Annotated in this window: 16 protein-coding genes; 8 read left to right on the top strand and 8 right to left on the bottom strand. The window is 34.8% G+C overall.

The window, feature by feature from the left end; genetic code table 11:
- Positions 1 to 487 (top strand): ribosome biogenesis GTP-binding protein YihA/YsxC (gene yihA / locus VKY47_RS09535; protein ID WP_324312325.1); only part of this gene is annotated, 487 nt, incomplete at its 5' end.
- Positions 488 to 587: 100 nt separating this feature from the next.
- Here the strand turns inward: yihA and VKY47_RS09540 are convergent.
- Together VKY47_RS09540 and VKY47_RS09545 are read right to left on the bottom strand one after the other, a co-directional pair.
- Positions 588 to 1,685 (bottom strand): ABC transporter permease, encoded by a 1,098-nt coding sequence (locus VKY47_RS09540; protein WP_324312326.1) that lies wholly within the window; start codon positions 1,683 to 1,685, stop codon positions 588 to 590.
- Between the two features lie 6 nt (positions 1,686 to 1,691).
- Positions 1,692 to 3,899, bottom strand: a complete 2,208-nt coding sequence (locus VKY47_RS09545) for a carboxy terminal-processing peptidase (RefSeq protein WP_324312328.1) — start codon at positions 3,897 to 3,899, stop codon at positions 1,692 to 1,694.
- A gap of 220 nt (positions 3,900 to 4,119) precedes the next feature.
- On the opposite strand from VKY47_RS09545, the gene surE reads away from it, so the two are divergent.
- The 5 genes from surE to VKY47_RS09570 all read left to right on the top strand — a co-directional run bounded on the left by surE (position 4,120) and on the right by VKY47_RS09570 (position 9,028).
- Positions 4,120 to 4,908, top strand: a complete 789-nt coding sequence (surE, locus tag VKY47_RS09550; protein ID WP_324312329.1) for a 5'/3'-nucleotidase SurE — start codon at positions 4,120 to 4,122, stop codon at positions 4,906 to 4,908.
- 5 nt (positions 4,909 to 4,913) lie between these two features.
- Positions 4,914 to 5,195: a hypothetical protein gene (locus VKY47_RS09555; protein ID WP_324312330.1), complete on the top strand. Its 282-nt coding sequence runs from the start codon at positions 4,914 to 4,916 to the stop codon at positions 5,193 to 5,195.
- Between the two features lie 106 nt (positions 5,196 to 5,301).
- A complete protein-coding gene (gene lpxB, locus VKY47_RS09560; protein ID WP_324312332.1) occupies positions 5,302 to 6,423 on the top strand; it encodes a lipid-A-disaccharide synthase in 1,122 nt (373 codons plus the stop codon).
- Positions 6,401 to 6,955, top strand: coding sequence for a C40 family peptidase (locus VKY47_RS09565; RefSeq protein ID WP_324312334.1), 555 nt, complete (start codon positions 6,401 to 6,403; stop codon positions 6,953 to 6,955). The genes lpxB and VKY47_RS09565 overlap by 23 nt, the downstream gene beginning before the upstream one ends.
- Before the next feature lie 39 nt (positions 6,956 to 6,994).
- Complete coding sequence (locus VKY47_RS09570; protein ID WP_324312335.1) at positions 6,995 to 9,028, top strand: ComEC/Rec2 family competence protein; 2,034 nt, start codon at positions 6,995 to 6,997, stop codon at positions 9,026 to 9,028.
- On the opposite strand, the gene VKY47_RS09575 is transcribed toward VKY47_RS09570, so the two are convergent.
- The 5 genes from VKY47_RS09575 to VKY47_RS09595 form a co-directional block, all read right to left on the bottom strand.
- A complete protein-coding gene (locus VKY47_RS09575; RefSeq protein WP_324312337.1) occupies positions 9,025 to 9,570 on the bottom strand; it encodes a thioredoxin family protein in 546 nt (181 codons plus the stop codon). The two genes, VKY47_RS09570 and VKY47_RS09575, sit on opposite strands and share 4 nt — an antisense overlap.
- 238 nt (positions 9,571 to 9,808) lie before the next feature.
- The gene (locus VKY47_RS09580; protein ID WP_324312339.1) at positions 9,809 to 11,596 is read right to left on the bottom strand and encodes a peptide MFS transporter; all 1,788 of its coding nucleotides are present in this window, start codon (positions 11,594 to 11,596) and stop codon (positions 9,809 to 9,811) included.
- A 23-nt stretch (positions 11,597 to 11,619) separates the two neighbouring features.
- Positions 11,620 to 13,020, bottom strand: coding sequence for a peptide MFS transporter (locus VKY47_RS09585; protein ID WP_324312340.1), 1,401 nt, complete (start codon positions 13,018 to 13,020; stop codon positions 11,620 to 11,622).
- Between the two features lie 33 nt (positions 13,021 to 13,053).
- Positions 13,054 to 14,646, bottom strand: a complete 1,593-nt coding sequence (locus tag VKY47_RS09590; protein WP_324312342.1) for a peptide MFS transporter — start codon at positions 14,644 to 14,646, stop codon at positions 13,054 to 13,056.
- An 11-nt stretch (positions 14,647 to 14,657) separates the two neighbouring features.
- Positions 14,658 to 16,832, bottom strand: a complete 2,175-nt coding sequence (locus VKY47_RS09595; protein ID WP_324312344.1) for a S9 family peptidase — start codon at positions 16,830 to 16,832, stop codon at positions 14,658 to 14,660.
- 148 nt (positions 16,833 to 16,980) lie between these two features.
- Between VKY47_RS09595 and VKY47_RS09600 the strand changes: the two genes are divergently transcribed.
- Together VKY47_RS09600 and VKY47_RS09605 are read left to right on the top strand one after the other, a co-directional pair.
- Positions 16,981 to 18,297 (top strand): hydroxymethylglutaryl-CoA reductase, degradative, encoded by a 1,317-nt coding sequence (locus tag VKY47_RS09600; RefSeq protein WP_324312363.1) that lies wholly within the window; start codon positions 16,981 to 16,983, stop codon positions 18,295 to 18,297.
- 124 nt (positions 18,298 to 18,421) lie between these two features.
- Positions 18,422 to 19,336, top strand: a complete 915-nt coding sequence (locus VKY47_RS09605) for a GYDIA family GHMP kinase (RefSeq protein WP_324312346.1) — start codon at positions 18,422 to 18,424, stop codon at positions 19,334 to 19,336.
- A gap of 67 nt (positions 19,337 to 19,403) precedes the next feature.
- Here VKY47_RS09605 and VKY47_RS09610 read toward each other — a convergent pair whose 3' ends face one another.
- The gene (locus VKY47_RS09610; protein ID WP_324312348.1) at positions 19,404 to 21,530 is read right to left on the bottom strand and encodes a peptidylprolyl isomerase; all 2,127 of its coding nucleotides are present in this window, start codon (positions 21,528 to 21,530) and stop codon (positions 19,404 to 19,406) included.
- Positions 21,531 to 21,543 lie beyond the last annotated feature (13 nt).

Genomic DNA, 21,543 nt, shown 5'->3' on the forward strand with positions numbered 1-21,543 from the left:
CAACATGCTTACCCATAGAAAAAGCTTAGCAAAAACCTCTGGAAGACCTGGTAAAACACAGCTTATTAATCATTTTTTAATTAATAAAAACTGGTATTTAGTAGATTTACCTGGCTATGGTTATGCGAAAGTTTCGAAAAGTTCAAAAAAGACTTTTCAAAAATTTATAACCCAATATTTTAGTGTACGCGAACAATTGGTTTCTGCCTTTGTTTTGGTAGATATAAGACATGAACCGCAACCAATAGATCTAGAATTTATGGAATGGTTAGGCGAGTATGCCATTCCGTTTTCCATTGTTTTCACAAAAGCCGACAAGCTAAAGCCCAAAGCTATTGACAACCATGTTGCCGACTATAAAAATGTTATGTTAGAAACTTGGGAAGAGATGCCAAATTATTTTATTACTTCCTCTTCTAAAGAAATTGGGAAAGACGAGATTTTAAAATATATTGACACGCTTAATAAGAACATGGAGCTAAACTAGCTTGTTTTTAAAATGCTTATAATCAAACTGTAACCATACTTTATTTACACTTCCAATTTTATAAGCACTTTTAACTTTAAAACTCTAGGCACTCCTAACTTTAGGCACTCTTAACATCCAAAGCATCCCTCAAAGCATTGCCAATTAGCATAAAGGCCATCACTAAGCCCATAATACAAAAACCTGGGATTAAGGCCAGATAGGGCTTGCCCAAAATAATATAATTATAATGATCTTTTATCATAGCTCCCCAACTTGCCATTGGAGGTTGCGCTCCAATACCTAAAAAACTCAAACCACTTTCTATTAAAATAGCTGCTGCAAAATTAGCTGCTGAAATAACAATTACCGGTGCCATAATATTTGGCAAAATATGCTTGGTTATAATTCTAAAGTCGTTAAACCCTAAAGCTCTTGCTGCTGTAACATATTGCATTTCCTTAACACTAATTATTTGGCCTCGAACTACTCTTGCCACCTCTACCCACATAGTGAGGCCTACGGCAATAAATACTTGCCAAAAGCCTTTTCCTAAAGCTAATGTAATAGCAATAACTAATAATAAGGTAGGAATAGACCAAGTAACATTAATAATCCACATGATAAAAGCATCTACTTTTCCTCCAAAATAACCCGCAACACTTCCCATAAAAACACCAATAACAAGTGAAATAAAAACAGCTACAAACCCAATGAAAAAAGAAATTCTAGCTCCCACAAGGATTCTACTTAGTAAATCGCGACCATACTTATCTGTTCCAAATAAGAAAGTTTGTTTTTTTATTAAAGACTCTCTGGCTTTTAATGAAACTGGTTTTAAATCGAAGATTTTTTCTGCCCCTTCCAAACCATCTGAAGCATATTCTGTATAAAATAGAAGGTCCTTTTCTATGGAATAACTAGAAATAGGAATTTCGGTTTCGGTATTTATTTTTCCAAAAAACAGCTTATCAATTAAAGATTGGTTGTTTTCTATGTCCGAGGGCAAGGTTAACATCTGCACTTTAAATCCAGGTCTTTTGGAATGAATGGATAGGTGCATTTGGTTTGCGTGCTGCGAATTGTCTGGCGCAAAAACATAAGCGAATACAGAAATAAACCCAACAAAAACAATAAAACAAAAGCTAAAAACGCCCCAAAAATTTTGTTTGAATTTTTGGAGCGCCAATTGACTTAATGAGCCGGTATTTTTACTCATTTAATATTACTCTTTAACCGTAGAGGCTAGTTTTTTTATGGCGTAAGACATCTTTAGGTCTTCTAGCACATGAATGGCTTCTTCCACATAAACATCCTGGCTTAAACTTTTATGCCAACGATCTCTTTTTTCCTTTAAAATTGTATCCGTTTTAAAGAGTTCTTTTTCGTAAGGCAAAGACTCGAAGGTTAAGCTTGTTTGATACTCCGAAATTTTATCAAAACGCTTGGACTCTTCTTCGTTTAATTTTAATTGTGCTCTATATTTATTATAATTTAACGAATGTATGTTTTCGTCCATTCTAGTTTTTATCCATTTGGCATTTTCACCAATAAGCTTTAACTGTTCGTTATTCTCCATTCGTTTACTACTTTTCCTAATGGTTTCACTATTATCAAAGTAGCCTTCCCAAACGGTATAATCTACAGAATCTATTTTATCCCAAGGCAATGGGTTTTTTTGGTCCTTTTCACCTATATCAATAAAACTAAATCTATCTACAACCACCACATCACTTTTAACACCTTCAAGTTGGGTAGAACCACCATTGATTCTATAGAATTTTTGTGTGGTTAATTTCAAGGCGCCTAAATCGCCATTTTTATTGTTTCTAACCATGTTGTTCAAGTCCAAGAAATTCTGTACCGTTCCTTTTCCATAGGTTTGCTTGCTACCTATAATAATGGCACGTTTGTAATCTTGCATGGCAGCTGCCAGAATTTCTGAAGCAGAAGCCGATAATTCATTGACCATAATAACCAACGGACCATCCCAATCAATCGATTTATCTTTGTCTTTCAACACTTCTTTTGGTTCTCCCGTAGCTCTAACCTGTACTATTGGGCCTTCTTTTATAAACATTCCAGCAATTTCAACAACTACAGGAAGAGATCCTCCTCCATTGTTTCTAAGATCTATAACAAGACCTTTCATGCCTTCTGCTTTTAATCGTTCTATTTCCTTTTTAATATCGGAAGCAGCATTTCTACTTTTATAATCTTCAAAATCCACATAAAATTTCGGTAGGTTAATAACTCCAAAATTCATATCATCTTTATTAACTATAGCAGATTTTGCATAAGTCTCCTCTATTTCCACCACATCTCTAGTGATGCTAATATCTTTAGTGGTTCCATCTACTTTTTTAACAGTTAAAACAACGGTGGTACCTTTTGGGCCTTTTATTAATTTTATGGCATCTTCTAAACGCATGCCCACAATATTAACAGCTTCCTGTTCCTTTTCCTGACGAACTTTCAAGATAATATCCCCAACTTCCAATTCGTTTCCACGCCAAGCGGGACCTCCAGAAATTAGCTCAACAATTTTAGTATAGTCCATCCTTTTTTGCAATCTAGCACCTATTCCTTCAAGCTTTCCAGACATTTGCTGATTGAAATTAGCCTTGTCTTCTGGTGCAAAATAATTAGTGTGCGGATCGAATTGTTCAACGATGGAATTGATATACATGGCGAACCAATCTTTTCTTTGAATATCATCTATATAATCTGAATAATATAAATCGATAGATTTTAAAGTCTCCTCTCGCGCTTCTTTTTCTATTTGGGCCAAGGTTTTTCTTTCTACCTTAGTTTGTTTTTCTGTATCAGCATCTGTAGAGTCAGTTTCATCTAAATCCTTAATTTCGCTAGGCTCTACCAAAGTATTATCTTCTTTGGCCTTTTCTTGGGCTGTCATTAAATCATCATAATTAACCATGTTCGAAAACTTCAATTGCTGTCTCCAACGGTCTTTCATCTGTTTTTTATTCTTCACATAAGTACTATTCTTATAGTCCGAATTAAATTCCTCATCTACAGAATAATCAAAAGGCGAGGCTAAAACTTCCTTATAAATAGCCTTGGACTCACCAATTCTTTGGATAAGTCTATTGTATGTTAAATTGAAAAACGAAATGTCGTATGCCTTAATTTGATCATCAAGCTCTAATTTGTATTTTTCAAATTCATCAATATCCGATTTATAGAAATATCGTTTCAAAGGATCCAATTGATCCAAAAACCCATCAAATACCTCAATAGAGAATTCGTCGTTTATCTCTTTCGGATCAAAATGCCCACGCTGCAACACATAGGTAATGACTTGAATGAGCAGTTTATCTTTATCTGGTTCGTCAAACGTCTTGGTTGTAAAACTGCAGGATGCAAATGCCAATAGCACGACAAGCACCAATATCTTATAATTCCTTTTCATAAATCTTATCATATTAATTACGTAACCTTTATCAAATTTCATACTGTTGCATTAACTCACAATAAACGCATTTAAAATTCTAAAAGTATCTATTTTTCTACTAATTTAAAGAAAAAACTATGCCAAGAAAGACAAATGGTACTAATTTTTTGTTAAACAAGAAAAATTAATGCCTTCCGTAGGATTTTATGTATTTTAGCGCTGTTAATTTAAAGAACAAATGACAAAAAGACCGCTTATTTTAGTAACAAACGACGACGGAATTACAGCTCCTGGCATACGAGCTTTAATTGAAGTTATGAAAGAATTGGGAGATGTAGTAGTTGTGGCGCCAGACAGTCCGCAAAGCGGTATGGGTCATGCTATTACGCTAAACTCGATGTTGCATTTAGAACGTGTATATGTGGATAATGGCGAACAAATGGAATACAGTTGCTCTGGAACTCCAGCCGATTGTGTCAAACTAGCAGTTAAACAAATATTGGGAAGAAGACCTAATTTATGTGTTTCCGGAATTAACCATGGCTCCAATTCTTCCATCAACGTTATTTATTCTGGAACAATGAGTGCTGCCTTAGAAGCAGGAATTGAAGGAATTCCTGCTATTGGATTTTCATTGTTGGATTATAATTACAATGCCAATTTTGAAACAGCTAAAAAGTATGTCCGAACAATAACCAAAAATGCGTTAGAAAAAGGCATTCCAGATCAAGTGGTTTTAAATGTTAATATCCCAAATCTGCCAGAAAAAGACATTAAAGGAATTAAAGTATGCAGACAAGCACGTGCTAATTGGGAAGAAGAATTCGATAAGAGAAAATCGCCACAAGGAAAAGACTACTATTGGCTTACTGGAAAATTCGTAAATTTAGACGGCGGAGAGGATACCGATGAATGGGCACTCGAAAACGGATATGTATCCGTGGTTCCTGTCCAATTTGATTTAACCGCGCACCATGTTATAAGCAATTTAAATACGTGGGATTTTAACGGAACTGACAAAAAATAGCCCTGATGAAAAAAGAACTTTTAATAGGAATTGTAGTTGGACTTGTTGCTAATATTATTGGACTTTATTTTGCTACACTATATTTTGGCAATGGAAACGATTTTGGAAGTGTGATACGCTCGGCGTTGGCAGAGGGAATATTAGGAAAACTTATAAGCTTGGGAGCTATTTTAAACCTTTTGGTCTTTTTTGTGTTTATTAAAAAGAAACAAGATTATCGCGCTAGAGGCGTTTTATTAATAACCATTATTAATGCCATTGCGACCTTTGTATTTAAACTTATATAAAATATGTTTTATATGAAACATCCAGATTCAAAACCTTAAAAGACAAAAAGAAAATGATTACATGTATGTTGGGTGTGGCAAATAAAAAAACAAATAATATAAACCTATGAAATACTATATTATTGCTGGAGAAGCCTCGGGTGATCTACACGGATCTAACCTTATGAAAGCTTTGCTCAAAGAAGATGTACACGCCTCCTTTAGATTTTGGGGTGGCGATTTAATGAACGCAACTAGCGATACCTTAGTAAAACATTACAGAGATTTGGCATTTATGGGTTTCGCCGAAGTTCTTATGAATTTAAGAACCATTGCCAAAAACCTATCGTTTTGCAAGAAAGATATTGAAGCATTTCAGCCTGATGCCATTATTTTTATAGATTATCCCGGGTTTAATTTACGAATTGCCAAATGGGCTAAACAAAACGGTTATAAAACGCATTATTATATTTCACCACAAATATGGGCATGGAAAGAAAACCGAATCAAGGCCATAAAACACGATGTGGATGAGATGTACGTTATTCTTCCTTTTGAAAAAGATTTTTACGAAAAAAAACACCATTATCCGGTACATTTTGTCGGTCATCCAACCATCGATGCCATTGCCAGCAGGAAGCAAGTGGACGAATATGCTTTTAGGGCAGACTACGAACTAAACGAGAAACCCATCATCGCACTTTTGCCAGGAAGCCGAAAACAAGAAATAAAAAAGATGTTGTCTATTATGCTTTCTGTGGTAAAAGATTATCCGAAGTACCAATTTGTAATTGCAGGAGCACCGAGTCAGGATTATAGTTTTTATCAACAGTTTATAAAAAGCTCCAACATTAAATTTATATCCAATAAAACCTACGATCTTTTGTCCGTATCTACAGCTGCTCTAGTAACTTCGGGGACTGCTACACTAGAAACCGCCTTATTTAAAGTACCACAAGTAGTTTGCTACAAAGGAAATTGGATCTCGTATCAAATTGGAAAACGTGTTGTTAACCTAGAATACATTTCTTTGGTTAATTTAATTATGGATAAAAAAGTAGTGACAGAACTTATTCAATCAAATTTCAATAAAAACACGCTTAAACGAGAATTAGATCTTATTTTAGATCCTTACGAAAGAGCTAAATTATATTTAGACTATTACGCACTCGAAAAAAAATTAGGTGGAAAAGGTGCCAGTCAGAAAACAGCAAAATTAATTTATCATGCCATTAAACATAAGAAGTAGTATGAGACAAATTATCTACATATTAGCAATATTTATTTCTATTACAGCGTGTAAATCGACTAAAAAAACGAAAACTGTCAACAAAAAAAGCGCAAAAACAACCAAAGTAACAAAAGCACCCATAGACAATAGACCTGTAGCCGATATTAAAGTTATTAATAACATTATTCAAACAGCCGAAAAATATAATGGTGTGCGTTATAAATATGGTGGCACTACAAAAAAAGGTATGGATTGTTCGGGCTTAATTACCACAGCTTTTAACAGCGAAAACATCGCTCTACCAAGATCTACTGGCAATATGGCCACGACCGGAAATTGGGTAGATGTTAAAGAAGTTCAAAAAGGCGATTTATTGTTTTTTGCAACTAGTAAGAATAGTCGCAGCGTAAACCATGTAGGATTGGTTACAGATGCTAGACCTGGATTTGTAGAGTTTATTCATTCTACAACCAGTGCGGGAGTTATTACTTCACAACTCTCCGAAAAATATTGGTATTTTGCCTTTGTTCAGGCACGTCGCGTATTATAAGATATTCAGTATCTTTAGTATGTGAAACTATTTGATTTTGTGCCTGTTAAGCTAACCATCCTTTTGGTTACAGGTATTTTATTGTCTCGTTTTACCGAAATTCCCCTGGATTCTTCTGCTAAAATCACTGGAATACTCCTTGTTATCTTGGGTCTTGTTTACTTTTATTCGAAACCCAAATTAAAAAAAACCATCTGGTTTGGATTAACAGCTTATATCACCATGATTTCTTTAGGTGTTTTACTTGTGAATATCCACAATCAAAAAAATCATAAAAATAATTACACCAACAGTCCTATCTTCATAAAGGACAGCACCTTATTCGTAACTCTAAAAATTTCAAATAGCTTAAAATCTAATAAGTTCAACGATAGATATGTGGTTAAAATTTTAAAAATAAATGAAAATTCTGTTGAAGGCCTTTCCCTGTTAAACATCAAAAAGGATAGCATGACTCGTATTTTTGATGTAGACGACATACTTATTATAAAAACACAAATCCATTCTATAAAAGAACCATTAAATCCAGATCAATTTAATTATAAAAAGTTCCTTGAGAATAAATACATTTATTCGCAAATGTATTCTAGTTACGAACAAGTATATATAACAAGCATAACAAAATCCACAATCTATGGATATGCCGACGCTTTTAGAAAGCATATTGACAACAAACTAAAGGAACACCCTTTTAAACCCGATGAACTTGCCATAATAAACGCGTTGCTATTAGGGCAGAGAAAAGAATTAAGCGAAGACATTTACAACGATTATAAAAATGCGGGATCCATACATATTCTCGCCGTTTCTGGCTTGCACGTTGGAATTATCCTCATTTTCCTAAATTTAATATTTAAGCCCATAGAATACTTAAAACATGGGCGTATTTATAAAATTATCTTGATTATTATCTGTTTGTGGAGTTTTGCCATAATTGCTGGCTTATCCGCATCTGTATTGCGAGCTGCACTTATGTTTAGCTTTGTAGCTGTTGCCATGAACATCAATCGTCCAAGAAACACTTTAAATATATTGGCTAGCTCAGCTTTTGTTTTACTATTATTTAACCCCAATTATCTTTTTGACGTGGGCTTTCAATTAAGTTACTTTGCGGTTGTTGCCATAGTTACTATTTTCCCCTTACTATATAGTTATTGGCTTCCAAAATATTGGGTTTTGGATAAATTCTGGCAAGCTTTTATTGTGTCTATTGCTGCTCAATTTGGTGTTTTACCACTAAGTATTTATTATTTCCACCAAATTCCTGGCCTGTTTTTACTTTCAAATGTGGTTGTGATTCCTTTTCTTGGTTTTATTTTAGGATTTGGAATTATCGTTATTATGTTATCCATCGTAAATTTCCTCCCAACGTTCTTTGCTATTTTTTATGGGACCATAATTAGTGGTATGAATGGGTTTTTTAAATGGATTGCACAACAAGAAGCTTTTTTAATTCAAGACATTTCTTTTAATATACTTCAGGTTTTAGCTAGCTATATCATCATCATTAGCGCCTATCAGCTTTATACTAAGAAAAATTTCAAACAACTGGTATATTTTCTTTCTGCTATTTTAATAGGGCAAAGTGCACTTATTTACACCAAATATGTGACGGAGACCAAACAGCAATTTCTAGTATTTCATAAAGGAACATCCACCCTTTTAGGTTTTCAAAAAGGAAAAACCTTGCAGTTATATCATAATATGTCCAATAAAACAGAAACGAAAAACACCATAATCAATAATTATATAACCAGTAATTATATCGCAAATATTCAGGAAGATAGCCTAACATGTTTTTATAGAATAAACAACAAATGGCTGTTGGTGATAGATAGTTTGGGCGTTTATAATATTAAATCCTTTAAACCGGATTATATAGTGCTTAAAAACTCTCCACGCATAAATTTAAACAGACTTATCGATTCCTTGCAACCACAAGTCATTATAGCCGATGGCAGCAATTATAAATCTTATATGAGCCGTTGGGAAGCCACCTGCGAAAAGCAAAAACTCCCTTTTTATCAAACGAATAAAAAAGGAGCTTTTGTTCTTTCGTTAAAGAAAGATTAATTGGAGAATTCTGGTTTAAAAGCACTGTAATAAGCCGAAAAATCGTCTTGAGTTTTCATATTAACATGCTGATTGGCTGTAAATAACTTCAAGTATAATTCTAATTGTTGTGGAGTTTTATAGCCTATCACGGGAGTTAAAAACTCGGCTTGCTCGTCTAAGAACAAGATGGTTGGATAAGATCTTACACTAAAATATGAGGCTAACTGGTGTGCCGAATTGCGTTTGTTGGCATTGGCAGCATTGTAACTAGGGTTTTTAAAGACATTCCCTTTAAAGTTTATAGTTTCATCTCCTTCAGCATTAAATTTTACAGCATAGTAATGTTTGTTTACATAAGCTGCCACATCTTTATTTTGAAAGGTATTTTTATCTAACATTTTACAAGGACCACACCAATTGGTATAGGCATCTATCATGATTTTTTTTGGATTTTTCTTCTGAAGTTCCACGGCTTTTTCTAAAGTTACCCAATTAATTTCTTGGGCAGATAAGTTAGTAGCGACCAATACTAGGGCGATTAGGGATAGTACTTTTTTCATTTATAACAATTTTATAATTTTTTTTTTGAAGCTGTCTTAATATGCCTCACAACAACATGTTCCACTTAGTCGATATATCATAAATACCTTACTAATTTATAATTTTGTGAATGAACCAAAACCAAAATGGATTCCAAACATATTGATTTTAAGTTTAGTCTTTTCAAAAATTGTTCCTAAAATATAAAAAACACTCCAAAATTGAAGTGTTTTTTATAAATTTTAACGATTTAATCGATTATCGTACACCATGCATCAGTTTTTTGAGGACAGGGTTTAATACCATCGACACAAAACCAACTGCAATTGGAATGATGGCAAAGATTAAAAAGAAGGTTCCTAAAGAATACTCTTCAGAGATTTTATCAATCATACCGCCCATGGTGTTCGCTAGTTTTTGACCAACCGCAATCGCCAGATACCAAACTCCAAACATAAAACCAATCATTCTGGCTGGCACTAATTTACTTAAATAAGACAATCCTAATGGTGAAAGACAAAGCTCTCCCATAGTATGGAACAAGTAGGCCAATATCAAGAATATCATGCTTACAGAAGCTGTTTTGGCTCCTGAAGGAATGCCAGATGCTCCATAAGCTAAAATAGCAAACCCTAAACCTAATAACACCAATCCGATGGCATATTTTATAGCGGCACTTGGATTGTATTTACTTTCCCACCACTTTGAAAAAATAGGTGCCAATGTAATAATAAAGAAGGAATTTAAAATTCCAAACCAAGTAGCATCTACTTTTAATTCTTCAGAGAATGATTTGTCGTAAATACGATAAATTACTAATACCCATAAGCCAAGGAATGCGATGGCCAGCATAATATTTGAAGCTCCAATTTTTGTAAACGTTTTTCTGAAAATCAAGAAAATAACATAGGTTATGATTATTAACGGAATAGTTGTCAATAATCCATCTACAATCTTAAATACAGTTGCTGTATTCCCAACCAAATCCCTATTTGTATAATCACTTGCAAACAAGGTCATCGAACCGAGGGATTGTTCAAAAAAAGCAAAAAAGAAAACGGTAAAAAGTGCAAAAATTGAAACGGCAACCAATCGATCTCTAACAATAGGAATATAGCGAGAGATACGCGCAATTAATAACGCTAAAAACAGCACTAAAGCTGAAAGGACCACAAAGTTTGATCCACTCATCCCCATGAATTCAAATGGCAACATAGAAGTGCCACCAATTTTTTCTAAAGGATCGTTAAATAGATACAGCAACCCACCCACAGATGATAATACAATAAGGATTTTATCAAGTGTTGTAAACGGATTCAATTTAGAAGCAACTTCTACTTCTTCCTTAATAACTTCTGGATCTGTAACATCTTCGCCTTCATGGAATACAACGTCGATTTTCTTTGATGGTACGGCGCCAATTTTTCCAAATATTTTATGAGCTAATAAAAACTGTAACATTCCAAGTAACATAAAAATTCCAGCAAGACCAAATCCATATGCCCAACCATAATTTTCAGCTAAATATCCGCAAAGCATCATTCCAAAAAAGGCTCCAGCATTAACACCCATATAGAAAATGGTATAGGCTCCATCTTTCTTGGATTCTCTGGTTTTATACATCTCCGAAATGATGGAAGTAATATTTGGCTTAAAAAAACCAGTACCAATCACTAATAAAGCTAAACCCAGGTAAAATGAAGCAGTTGTTTCAAAAGCCATCGATGCGTGGCCCAGAGTCATGATAACACAACCAATAACCACAGCGATGCGGTATCCTGTATATTTATCTGCTATCCAACCTCCAATAATTGGTGTTAAATATAAGAGCGATGCATAAGTTCCTATCAAAGCAAATGCATGTTCACTCGACCATTCCCAGCCTGGATTATTGCTCACTAACGGTGCTGTTAAAAATAAAATAAGAAGGATTCGCATTCCATAGAAAGAGAATCGTTCCCACATTTCTGTAAAAAAGAGAATAAATAATCCAACTGGATGCCCTAAAACCGTGTCTTTAAAAAGATTTTCAATGTCAGTATTCATATAAATTAATTTAGTTAGTTTAGTTAGTTAATTGATGGTTTGGCAACTTCATATCCTTCTGTTTCATCATCAATTTCATGTTCATCATCTTCTGCACCATGAGTCAAAAGTTCTAGTCTTTTTCTAAAAATCATAACTAGAAATCCAAATATCACACAAAATACTGCAATTCCAGTAAAGATGGTAAACTCTCCATATTTTGAAGCAGATTCCCCTAATAACCCAGCTAATTTATTTCCAAAACCTGTCATAGCAAAAAATACTCCCATCATTAAAGAAGCATATTTTACAGGTGCTAACTTAGTAATATAGGATAAGGCCACTGGAGAAAGACATAATTCTCCAACTGTATGGAACAAATAAGCCAATACCAACCAATACATGGCTGAGGCGCCAGTACTTTCAAATTGTGCTGAAGCTGCAGACATGAAAAAGAATCCGGTTCCCATGATAATTAAACCTAAGATCATTTTAAAAAGTGAGGTAGACAGTTTCCCCTTCAGTTTTCTTCGTGCCCAAAAAGCAGCTACCGTTGTTCCTAAGAAGATAATAAACATGGCATTTAAGGACTGAAACCATGAAGCTGGAATTTCCCATCCAAGGAAAGCTCGATTCGTATTGTCCATGGCATAGATATTCATTAATCCACCAGCTTGTTCATAAGCTCCCCAAAAAACAATAACTAAAAGAAAAGATAACAAGAGAACAACAACACGGTCTTTTTCAATTTTGGATAGAGGCCTCTTTAACGCAGCCCTTTCTTCGGCATCTTCGGATTCTCCTACAAAATTACCTACATGCGCCAAGTATTTTTGCCCCATAACATATTGGATCAACCCAAGAGTCATTCCAATGGCAGCCAATCCAAACCCGTAATGCCATCCGTGAACTTCACCTACATAACCTACGATGATACTCGATAAAAAAGCGCCTACATTAATACCTATGTAAAAAATAGTAAATCCTTTATCTCTTCTAATATCTCCTTGTTTATATAGCCCGCCTACCATGGTTGAAATATTTGGTTTAAGCATACCTACACCTAGGATAATTAATCCAAGACCTGAGTAAAATGCCCACATCTGCTCTATAGCCAAAACACCATGTCCCGCAACAAGCAAAATACCACCATATAAAACGGATTTTTTCTGTCCTAAAAATTTATCAGCAATCCATCCGCCAGGAATGGAAGCCACATAAACCAACATGGTGTACCATCCATAAAGCGCTAAAGCATCGCCATTGGACCAACCTAAACCAGCATTATCTCCTTGTGATTGTGCTACTAAGTATAACACTAAAATGGCACGCATACCATAATAGGAGAAACGCTCCCACATTTCGGTGAAAAATAATATGAAAAGACCTACTGGGTGTCCAAAAAGTTCTTTGCGTATTATTGGTTTAGCTACGTTCGTTGACATAAGTATTTAGGTTAGTTAGGTGGCTTGTAATAATTAATTAATTCCGTGCATCATTTTCTTTAATTTCGGATTTAATATTAACAACACCACTGCCGCTATCATAGGTATTGCCGCAATGATTAAGAAAAATATAGACATGGAGTACGTTTCCGATATTTTATCAATGTATGATCCAGTCATTCCTGCAATAAAGTTAGCAATGGCAGAAGCTGTAAACCACAGTCCAAATAATAAGCCTGCTAAACGTTTGGGAGATAGTTTGGAAACATAAGACAAACCTACTGGCGACAAGCACAATTCTCCTGTTGTGTGAAAGAAATATGCCAATATCAACCAAATCATACTCACCTTCGCTGTTTCTGCTCCTTGCGGAATGCTACTAGCTCCAAGTGATAAAACCACAAACCCAACACCTACTAAGGCCAAGCCCATAGCAAATTTAACAGGACCTGAAGGGTTCCATACTTTTTCCCACATTTTACTAAAAGATGAAGCCAACGTAATAATGAAGAACGAATTTAAAATCTGGAACCAAGAAACAGTTACTTCAGTATGCTCTAAACTAAATTCTCTATATACTTTCCATCCACCTAAAATCCAAATAATAACAAAGGAAATTGCAGTAAAGATGATGGTTAATGGATAATCTTTATAAATTTTCTTTCCTAGGCCGTAAAGCACCCAAGAAACGATGATAATTGGGAAAATAGTCAAAATAGCATCCACCCATTTAAATATGGTACCCGTACTACCTTCTAAAACACGTTGCGTATAGTTTTTAGCAAAAACAGTCATCGAGCCACCTGCTTGTTCAAAAGCAAAAAAGAAAAATATACTGGCAACCATTAGTACTCCTACAACTACTAATCTATCTCGTACAACGTTAGCAGGTAATTCCTCTTCATCTGCTGCATCTGCGACGTCTGTAACTTTATCTAAATCTGAAACAATTTCTTTTTTAGGCTCTTGACCTATAACACCAAAAATATTCTGTCCAAAATAGAATTGCAACATTCCAAATAACATAAACACTCCAGCCAATCCAAACCCATAGTGCCATCCTACTTTTTCACCTATATACCCACAAAGCAACATTCCTAAGAATGCTCCAGCGTTAATTCCCATATAAAAAATAGTATAACCTGCATCTTTTTTAGAACTTGAATCTGGATATAGGTTTCCTACCATGGAAGAAATATTTGGCTTAAATAAACCATTTCCTAAAATCATAAATGCCAAACCAACATAGAAAAAGGTAGGGCTCACCATTTCGAGCGCCATAGAAGCATGTCCTAAAGTCATGACTAAAGCTCCCAATAAAATAGCTTTTCTAAATCCTGTAAATTTATCTGCTATCATCCCTCCAATAAGTGGGGTTAAATAAACTAAACCAGTATACCAGGCGTATAGTTGCATAGCATCGGCATTGGTCCATTCCCAACCGCCTTTACCAATTTCTGTTATTAAGAATACGGTTAATAACGCTCGCATGCCGTAATAACTGAATCGCTCCCACATTTCTGTAAAAAACAATATGAACAATCCTGCTGGATGCCCCATTACCATTTTATCGTCAACACCTTTTTTCGCGAGATGCGTAATTAACGCTAGATCTTTTTCTTGCATAAGTTCTTTTTTTATAGGTTTTCTTTAATATAGTTAGTCATTTTGGTGTATAAATGCAATCGGGTATTTCCACCATAAATACCGTGATTTTTGTCTGGATAAACCATCCATTCAAATTGTTTGTTTGCTTGCACTAAAGCCTCAACCATTCGCATGGTGTTTTGTACATGCACATTATCATCTGCCGTTCCATGAATCAACAAAAAGTTTCCTTTTAATTTATCAACATGGTTTATTGGCGAATTATCGTCGTATCCACTCGGGTTTTCTTGTGGGGTTGTCATATAACGTTCGGTATAAACCGAATCGTAAAAACGCCAGCTTGTTACCGGTGCTACAGCTATAGCCATTTTAAAGACATCGTTTCCTTTAAAAAGGGCATTACTACTCATAAATCCGCCGTAACTCCATCCCCAGATTCCTATTCTAGAGGCATCTATATAAGGTAATTTACCTAAATACTTTGCAGCGTCGATTTGGTCTTCAACTTCATATTTTCCCAATTCCTTTTGAGTAACTTTCTTGAAATCTGCACCTTTATATCCAGTACCTCTACCATCCACACAGGCCACAATATAACCTTCTTGTGCTAGCAATTGGTACCAATAGTCGTTTGCTCCTCCCCAACTGTTTGACACATTTTGAGATCCAGGTCCAGAATATTGATACATAAATAATGGGTATTCTTTAGTTTCATCAAAATCGACTGGTTTAATGACCCACATGTTTAAGTCGTTTCCATTAATATGTATGGTACTAAACTCTTTTTTAGACATGTTATAAGCTGCCAATTTCTGCAAAAGCTTATTATTATCCTTGATGTTCTTTATCACATTCCCGGACTTGGCATCGTTTAAAGTATAGGTTGGAGGTGTTGATGCATTTGAAAACGCATTGATAAAATAAGAAAAATCTGCACTGAAAGAAGCTCTGTTAGATCCTACTCCTTTTGTTAATTGTTCTTTATCTCTTCCGTTAAGTTTTATGCTATAAACAGCTCTGTTGATAGAACCGTTTTCTGTAGATTGATAAAATATTTTATTCTGTTTTTCGTCGTAACCATAATAACTGGTTACTTCCCAATTTCCTTTGGTTACCTGGTTCAGCAATTTTCCGTCCTGAGAATAGTGATATATGTGGTTGTAACCATCTTTTTCGCTGGTCCAAATAAAACTATTGTCTTTTAAAAAGGTTAAATCGTCCGTAACGTCCACATAAGCCTTATCTCTTTCTTCCAGTGCTAATTTTGCAGTATGGTTATTGGCGTCTATCAACCATAAATCCAATTCATTTTGGTGTCTGTTTAAGAAATGTGCACTCAAAACATCTGGGTTGTTGGTCCATTTAATTCTTGGAATATAGAAATCGTTATAGTTTTTATTTACTTTCACTTCAGAAAGCTTATCCGTTTCCACATTGTATAAATGAAGAGATACCAAAGCATTTGGATCTCCGGCCTTTGGGTATTTAAATACATCTTGGGTTGGATACAATTCGTTTCCATAAATATCCATGGAGAATTCTGGCACTAGGGTTTCGTCAAAACGAATAAAAGCTATTTTATTACTAGCAGCATTCCATTGAAAGGCTCTAACAAAACCAAATTCTTCTTCATAAACCCAGTCTGTAATACCATTGATGATTTTATTTTTCTCACCATCAAAAGTTATTTGGGTTGTTTTCCCTGAGCTTAGGTCTTTTACAAACAAGTTGTTGTTATAACCATACGCCATTTTACTTCCGTCTGGGGAAAAGGTTGGCTCTTGAATTTTTTCCTCAGCAACTAAAGTCAGTTTTTTGGATTTAACATCAAAAATATAATATTTCCCTAAAGAAGAGCGTCTAAAAATTTGTGTAACATCCGTAGCCAAAAGGATTAGGCTTTCGTCTTCACTAAAAGTATAATTGGTAAAATACGTAATGCCCTCTAAATCGCTAGAATTGACCAAGGTTTTTACTTTCTTCAAAGTTTTGTAATCATAAACATCTATAGCCGTTACACCTGAACTTCTATCGAAATCAAGAACAGAGTATTGCTGTCCGTTTTTCATAGAATGTAAAGCGTCCATACCTTCTGTTCTAAAGGTGCCATTCCAGATTTCTTCTAAAGTAATTTCTTTGTTTTGTGCTGATGTTAAGAGGGTTGCTAAAAAGCAAAATAAAAGTAGTTGTCTTGAGAGTATCATTAAAATAGTTATTTGAAAAAAAATATTGTCAAGTTTACTAAAAATTAAGCTAAAAACACTAATTATTAACAGTTAAATAGGCTTTTAAAACACAATGCCCACTAAAATAATTACGAGAACAGTATCTTTGTGTTTCAATACAAATGCCATGAGCAAATCTATTTCAGGTTTTTCTAAACTTTCTAAATCCCATAAAATCGATTGGATCGTTGCCACCTATTTCAATAATAACAACGATGCCAAAAATATTATCAAACAATATTGGAATTCTAACCTCAAGCTACAACAGCTACACGACGAGTTTATAGAAAATACCATTACCAATTATTATTTGCCTTTTGGGGTGGCGCCAAACTTTTTAATTAATGGTAAAATGCACGCTATTCCAATGGCTATTGAAGAAAGTTCGGTAGTTGCTGCTGCAAGTAAGGCTGCTAAATTCTGGTCGGAAAGAGGTGGATTTAAAGCTGAAGTATTATCGACCACAAAAATAGGTCAGGTCCACTTTATGTTTCATGGCGATTTTAAAGTTTTAAATACCTTTTTTGAAACCGTAAAACCGAAACTGAAGGAAGCCACAAAATCCATAACCAAAAACATGGAGAAACGTGGAGGAGGCATTTTAGATATTGAGTTACGCGATAAAACTGAAAGTATTGAAGGCTATTTTCAACTGCATGCTACTTTTGAAACCTTGGATGCCATGGGTGCCAATTTTATCAACTCCTGTTTGGAGCAGTTTGCGAAAACTTTCCGGGAAGAAGCGCTGGATTATGATAGTTTTTCCGAAAAAGAAAAAAATATCGACGTAATCATGAGCATCCTTTCCAATTATGTACCTGATTGTTTGGTACGAGCTGAAGTGAGTTGTCCGGTTAAAGATTTAACTGAAAACCCTTTGATCAATCCTGAAGAGTTTGCCAATAAATTTATTCAAGCGGTTAGGATTGCCGAAGTAGAGCCTTTTAGAGCGGTTACGCATAACAAAGGGATTATGAACGGGGTTGATGCCGTAGTTCTTGCCACTGGCAACGACTTTAGAGCTGTTGAGGCTGGAGTTCATGCATATGCCTCCAGAAGTGGCAGATACACGAGTCTGACCCACGCAAAAATTGAAGATGGCATCTTTACGTTTTGGATTGAAATCCCTCTAGCTTTAGGAACTGTTGGCGGCTTAACAAGTTTACATCCTTTGGTCAAGCTGGCCTTGGAATTGTTACACGAACCAACCGCCAGAGAACTCATGCAAATTGTAGCTGTTGCCGGATTGGCGCAAAACTTTGCTGCCTTGCGCTCTTTAACAACCACAGGTATTCAAGAAGGCCATATGAAAATGCACTTGATGAATATCTTAAATCAATTTGAAGCAACAAACGAAGAAAAAGCCATACTCATAGACTATTTCAAAACACATACCGCTTCACATAGCGCTGTGGTGGAAGCCATAAATAAGCTAAGAATTTAGAAGTTATTAGTTTGTTGGTTATAAATAATTTACCAATACTGAAAGTGAGACCATCTCAACAAATAGATGCTACTCTTAAATAGGAATAATACAAACCTTGAATTTTGAACCTTGAATTTTAAATATGGAACTCGAAACCTATAAGAGTAACGGAAAATTATTGCTCACAGGAGAATATGTAGTTCTTGACGGGGCCTTGTCGTTGGCTATTCCCACCACATTCGGACAGACTATGAAGGTGTCAAAACTGGATGAATCTAAAATTATCTGGAAGAGTTTCGATGATAAAAACAAGATTTGGTTGGATGCTGAATTTTCTATTGAAAACAAGGAGATTATCACCGCGTTCACTCCTGAAAATGACACGTCTAAAAGATTATTTGAAATTTTACAAGCGGTTAAACTACTCAATCCTGGGTTTTTAAATTCTGGATTTGAAGTTGAAACCAAGCTGACTTTTCCTCAGGATTGGGGACTGGGTTCTTCGTCCACCTTAATAAACAATATAGCCAATTGGGCAAAAGTAGATGCTTACAGACTATTGGAACAAACCTTTGGCGGTTCGGGTTACGATATTGCTTGTGCACAATTTAATCAACCTATAACCTATCAATTAGGCAACAATAATGAAAAAACGGTTAAAGAAGTTGCTTTTAATCCGTTGTTTAAAGAAGCACTATATTTTGTATACCTAAACAAAAAACAAAACAGTAGGGATGGCATTGCACAGTACAAAACTAATGTGGCAGATAAAACAGATGTTATTAAAAAGCTTAGCAACATCACAACCCAGTTAATTTCCTGTTCTAGTTTAGGCGACTTCAATGTCCTTTTAAACACACACGAACAACTTATTTCAAGAATCATCCATCAAGTACCAGTAAAAGAAAAACTGTTTTCAGATTTTAAGGGTTCCATAAAAAGTCTTGGAGCTTGGGGCGGAGATTTTGTTTTGGTGACTTCAGAAGAAAATCCAACAAACTATTTCAGACGTAAAGGATACGATACACTTATTCCTTATTCTGAAATGATAAAATAATATGATGTCATAAAAAAAGCTTCACATGTCTGTGAAGCTTTTTTATATATAACTAAGAAATCAATTCTTATTGAACTGTATTTGCTCTATTATCTTCAATTTCTGAAGATTCTTTTAAAGCCTCGTAAAGTTTTGTATTCACTTGACCCATTTTAACATTTCCAACTTGGTTGGCAAAACCTTGGTAATTGTCCATGTCTTGAGCTGGAGTTCTTTTAGTAACTTGAATCATATACACGCCTTTTTCGCCTTCAATTAATTTAGAAGTTTCACCTTCTTTTAATCCGAAAGCTGTTCCTACAACAACACCTTCTTTTCCTGCACCAGAAATTGTTGGGTTTTTCATATTGATAGCTAAAGCAGTTTGAACTGTTTTACTCTCTGCAGCAGCAACATCTTCAACAGTTGTAGCAGAAATTCTATCTTTAATTAATTTGGCTTTTTTCTCTTTTCTAATGGCTGGTAAAGCTGTTACAGAAGCTTGTTCCGTATTCATTAAACCTTTAGCATTGGAAGCAGTTACTTGAACAACGGCATATCCACCACTTAAATTAAAACGTTTTGTAGAGCCTACTTTAGTACCATCTTCAAAAGCCCAACGAACCAAAGATCTTTGGTTTCCTAAGCCTGGGATATTTTCATCTAAAAGCTTAATTCCATTTACTGGACGTACAGCTAAATCTTTTTCTTTAGCTACAGCTTCGAAATCGCCTTTTTCAATAGCAATTTCAAAATTAGAAGCATTCATAAATACTTGGTTTATACTTGTTTCAGATGGTTCGATTTCTCTAGCAATAGTTGCTGTTTTAATAGCACGTTGTTTGTTTTTCTGGCCTTCAATTTCTATAATATGAAATCCAAAAGCTGTTTGAACCACATCCATATCTCCAACATTGTTTTCGAAAACAAAGTCTCTAAACTGTTCAATCATGGTATTGTAAGAGAAATAATCGTAACTACCTCCCTTTTCTATACTTCCTTGATCTGAAGAAAAGCTTGTTACAAACTCTCCAAATTTAGATTTGTCCTTTCTTAAAACCGTCAATAAACTATCAGCGGTCTTTTTAGCATCAACCTCAGTTTGTGTTACTTCTGGCATTGTATTGGCAGCACCAACAAAAGGGATTAATATATGTCTTGCTTTAACCGAATCTGGCATTTGAATAGCTGCAATTACTTTCGTTATTTTAAAGTAGTTCTGGTCCTTATATGGTCCGTAAACCTGACCAACGTTTAATTTAGAAATGGTATCTGCAATAGCTGGAGGTAAATCTGATTTAAACTTAAAACGATCTTCAAATTTAATATCTGAATTTGAATTTACAAAAGCTTTATTGTTTGTTACGTGAGCAAAACCTTTTACGGTATCATTTCTTTTTGTGGTTTCGTTGTAAACCACTTGATCTTTTAATAATTCTGATAAAGCTTGTTTAATATTGTTTTCATCTTCCACAGAAGCAGCCTCTCTAAACTCTACATAGCGAATATCTCTAGTAGCATCAACTTCGTATTGCTTTTTGTGTTTTTTAATATAAGCAGCAATTTCAGATTTAGAAACTGATACTGTACTATCTGAAATAGACGTATATGGAATTTGAACATATTTAATATCCACAGTCTCACTTTGTAACTGGTGTTCTAATTTTCCTTCAGCTAAAGTACCGGTCATACCAGCTTTAACCATATTAAAATAGTCATCTTGCAAGGCATTTACTCCAATGCTGTTTTCGTAATCCACCCATTGTTTGTATGCTACAGCCGATGTTTCCTTTAAATTGGCAATGTATTCATTTAGTTTGTTCTCATCGAAAACGCCTACTTCATTTTGAAATTCTGGACTGTTTGCCAAGTTGGTTCTTAACAAATCTCTCATTTGATCTTTTTGAACATCAAGTCCCAATACTTCAAATTGAGATTCTAAAACAGCTTGTCTTACTTCTTGATCCCAAACCATGTTCATGGCTTGAGTGCTGGTTCCGTTAGGTCCAAGTTGTCTTTGCGCTACCTCCACTTTTTGCATAAACTCTTCACGGGAAATATCTTTTCCGTTAATGGTTGCCACAATGTTTTGAGATTTTCCCATCAATGCATCTGTATTTCTAAACAAATCTCCAATTACAAATGAGAATAACGCTAACGCAATCACAATGATTAAAAAAAGTCCACGTTGTCTAATTTTATTTAAAACTGCCATTTTTTATTTCTAT

It is taken from the genome of Xanthomarina sp., from assembly GCF_035306705.1.
In the GTDB taxonomy this organism is placed as follows: Bacteria; Bacteroidota; Bacteroidia; order Flavobacteriales; family Flavobacteriaceae; genus Xanthomarina.

Coding starts and splice junctions, on each gene's coding strand:
- VKY47_RS09605 (WP_324312346.1), top strand. CDS start 18,422: ATGGAACTCGAAACCTATAAGAGTAACGGAAAATTATTGCTCACAGGA.
- VKY47_RS09565 (WP_324312334.1), top strand. CDS start 6,401: ATGCCATTAAACATAAGAAGTAGTATGAGACAAATTATCTACATATTA.
- surE (WP_324312329.1), top strand. CDS start 4,120: ATGACAAAAAGACCGCTTATTTTAGTAACAAACGACGACGGAATTACA.
- VKY47_RS09610 (WP_324312348.1), bottom strand. CDS start 21,530: ATGGCAGTTTTAAATAAAATTAGACAACGTGGACTTTTTTTAATCATT.
- VKY47_RS09540 (WP_324312326.1), bottom strand. CDS start 1,685: ATGAGTAAAAATACCGGCTCATTAAGTCAATTGGCGCTCCAAAAATTC.
- lpxB (WP_324312332.1), top strand. CDS start 5,302: ATGAAATACTATATTATTGCTGGAGAAGCCTCGGGTGATCTACACGGA.
- VKY47_RS09545 (WP_324312328.1), bottom strand. CDS start 3,899: ATGAAAAGGAATTATAAGATATTGGTGCTTGTCGTGCTATTGGCATTT.
- VKY47_RS09585 (WP_324312340.1), bottom strand. CDS start 13,020: ATGTCAACGAACGTAGCTAAACCAATAATACGCAAAGAACTTTTTGGA.
- VKY47_RS09600 (WP_324312363.1), top strand. CDS start 16,981: ATGAGCAAATCTATTTCAGGTTTTTCTAAACTTTCTAAATCCCATAAA.
- VKY47_RS09555 (WP_324312330.1), top strand. CDS start 4,914: ATGAAAAAAGAACTTTTAATAGGAATTGTAGTTGGACTTGTTGCTAAT.
- VKY47_RS09575 (WP_324312337.1), bottom strand. CDS start 9,570: ATGAAAAAAGTACTATCCCTAATCGCCCTAGTATTGGTCGCTACTAAC.
- VKY47_RS09590 (WP_324312342.1), bottom strand. CDS start 14,646: ATGCAAGAAAAAGATCTAGCGTTAATTACGCATCTCGCGAAAAAAGGT.
- VKY47_RS09595 (WP_324312344.1), bottom strand. CDS start 16,832: ATGATACTCTCAAGACAACTACTTTTATTTTGCTTTTTAGCAACCCTC.
- VKY47_RS09580 (WP_324312339.1), bottom strand. CDS start 11,596: ATGAATACTGACATTGAAAATCTTTTTAAAGACACGGTTTTAGGGCAT.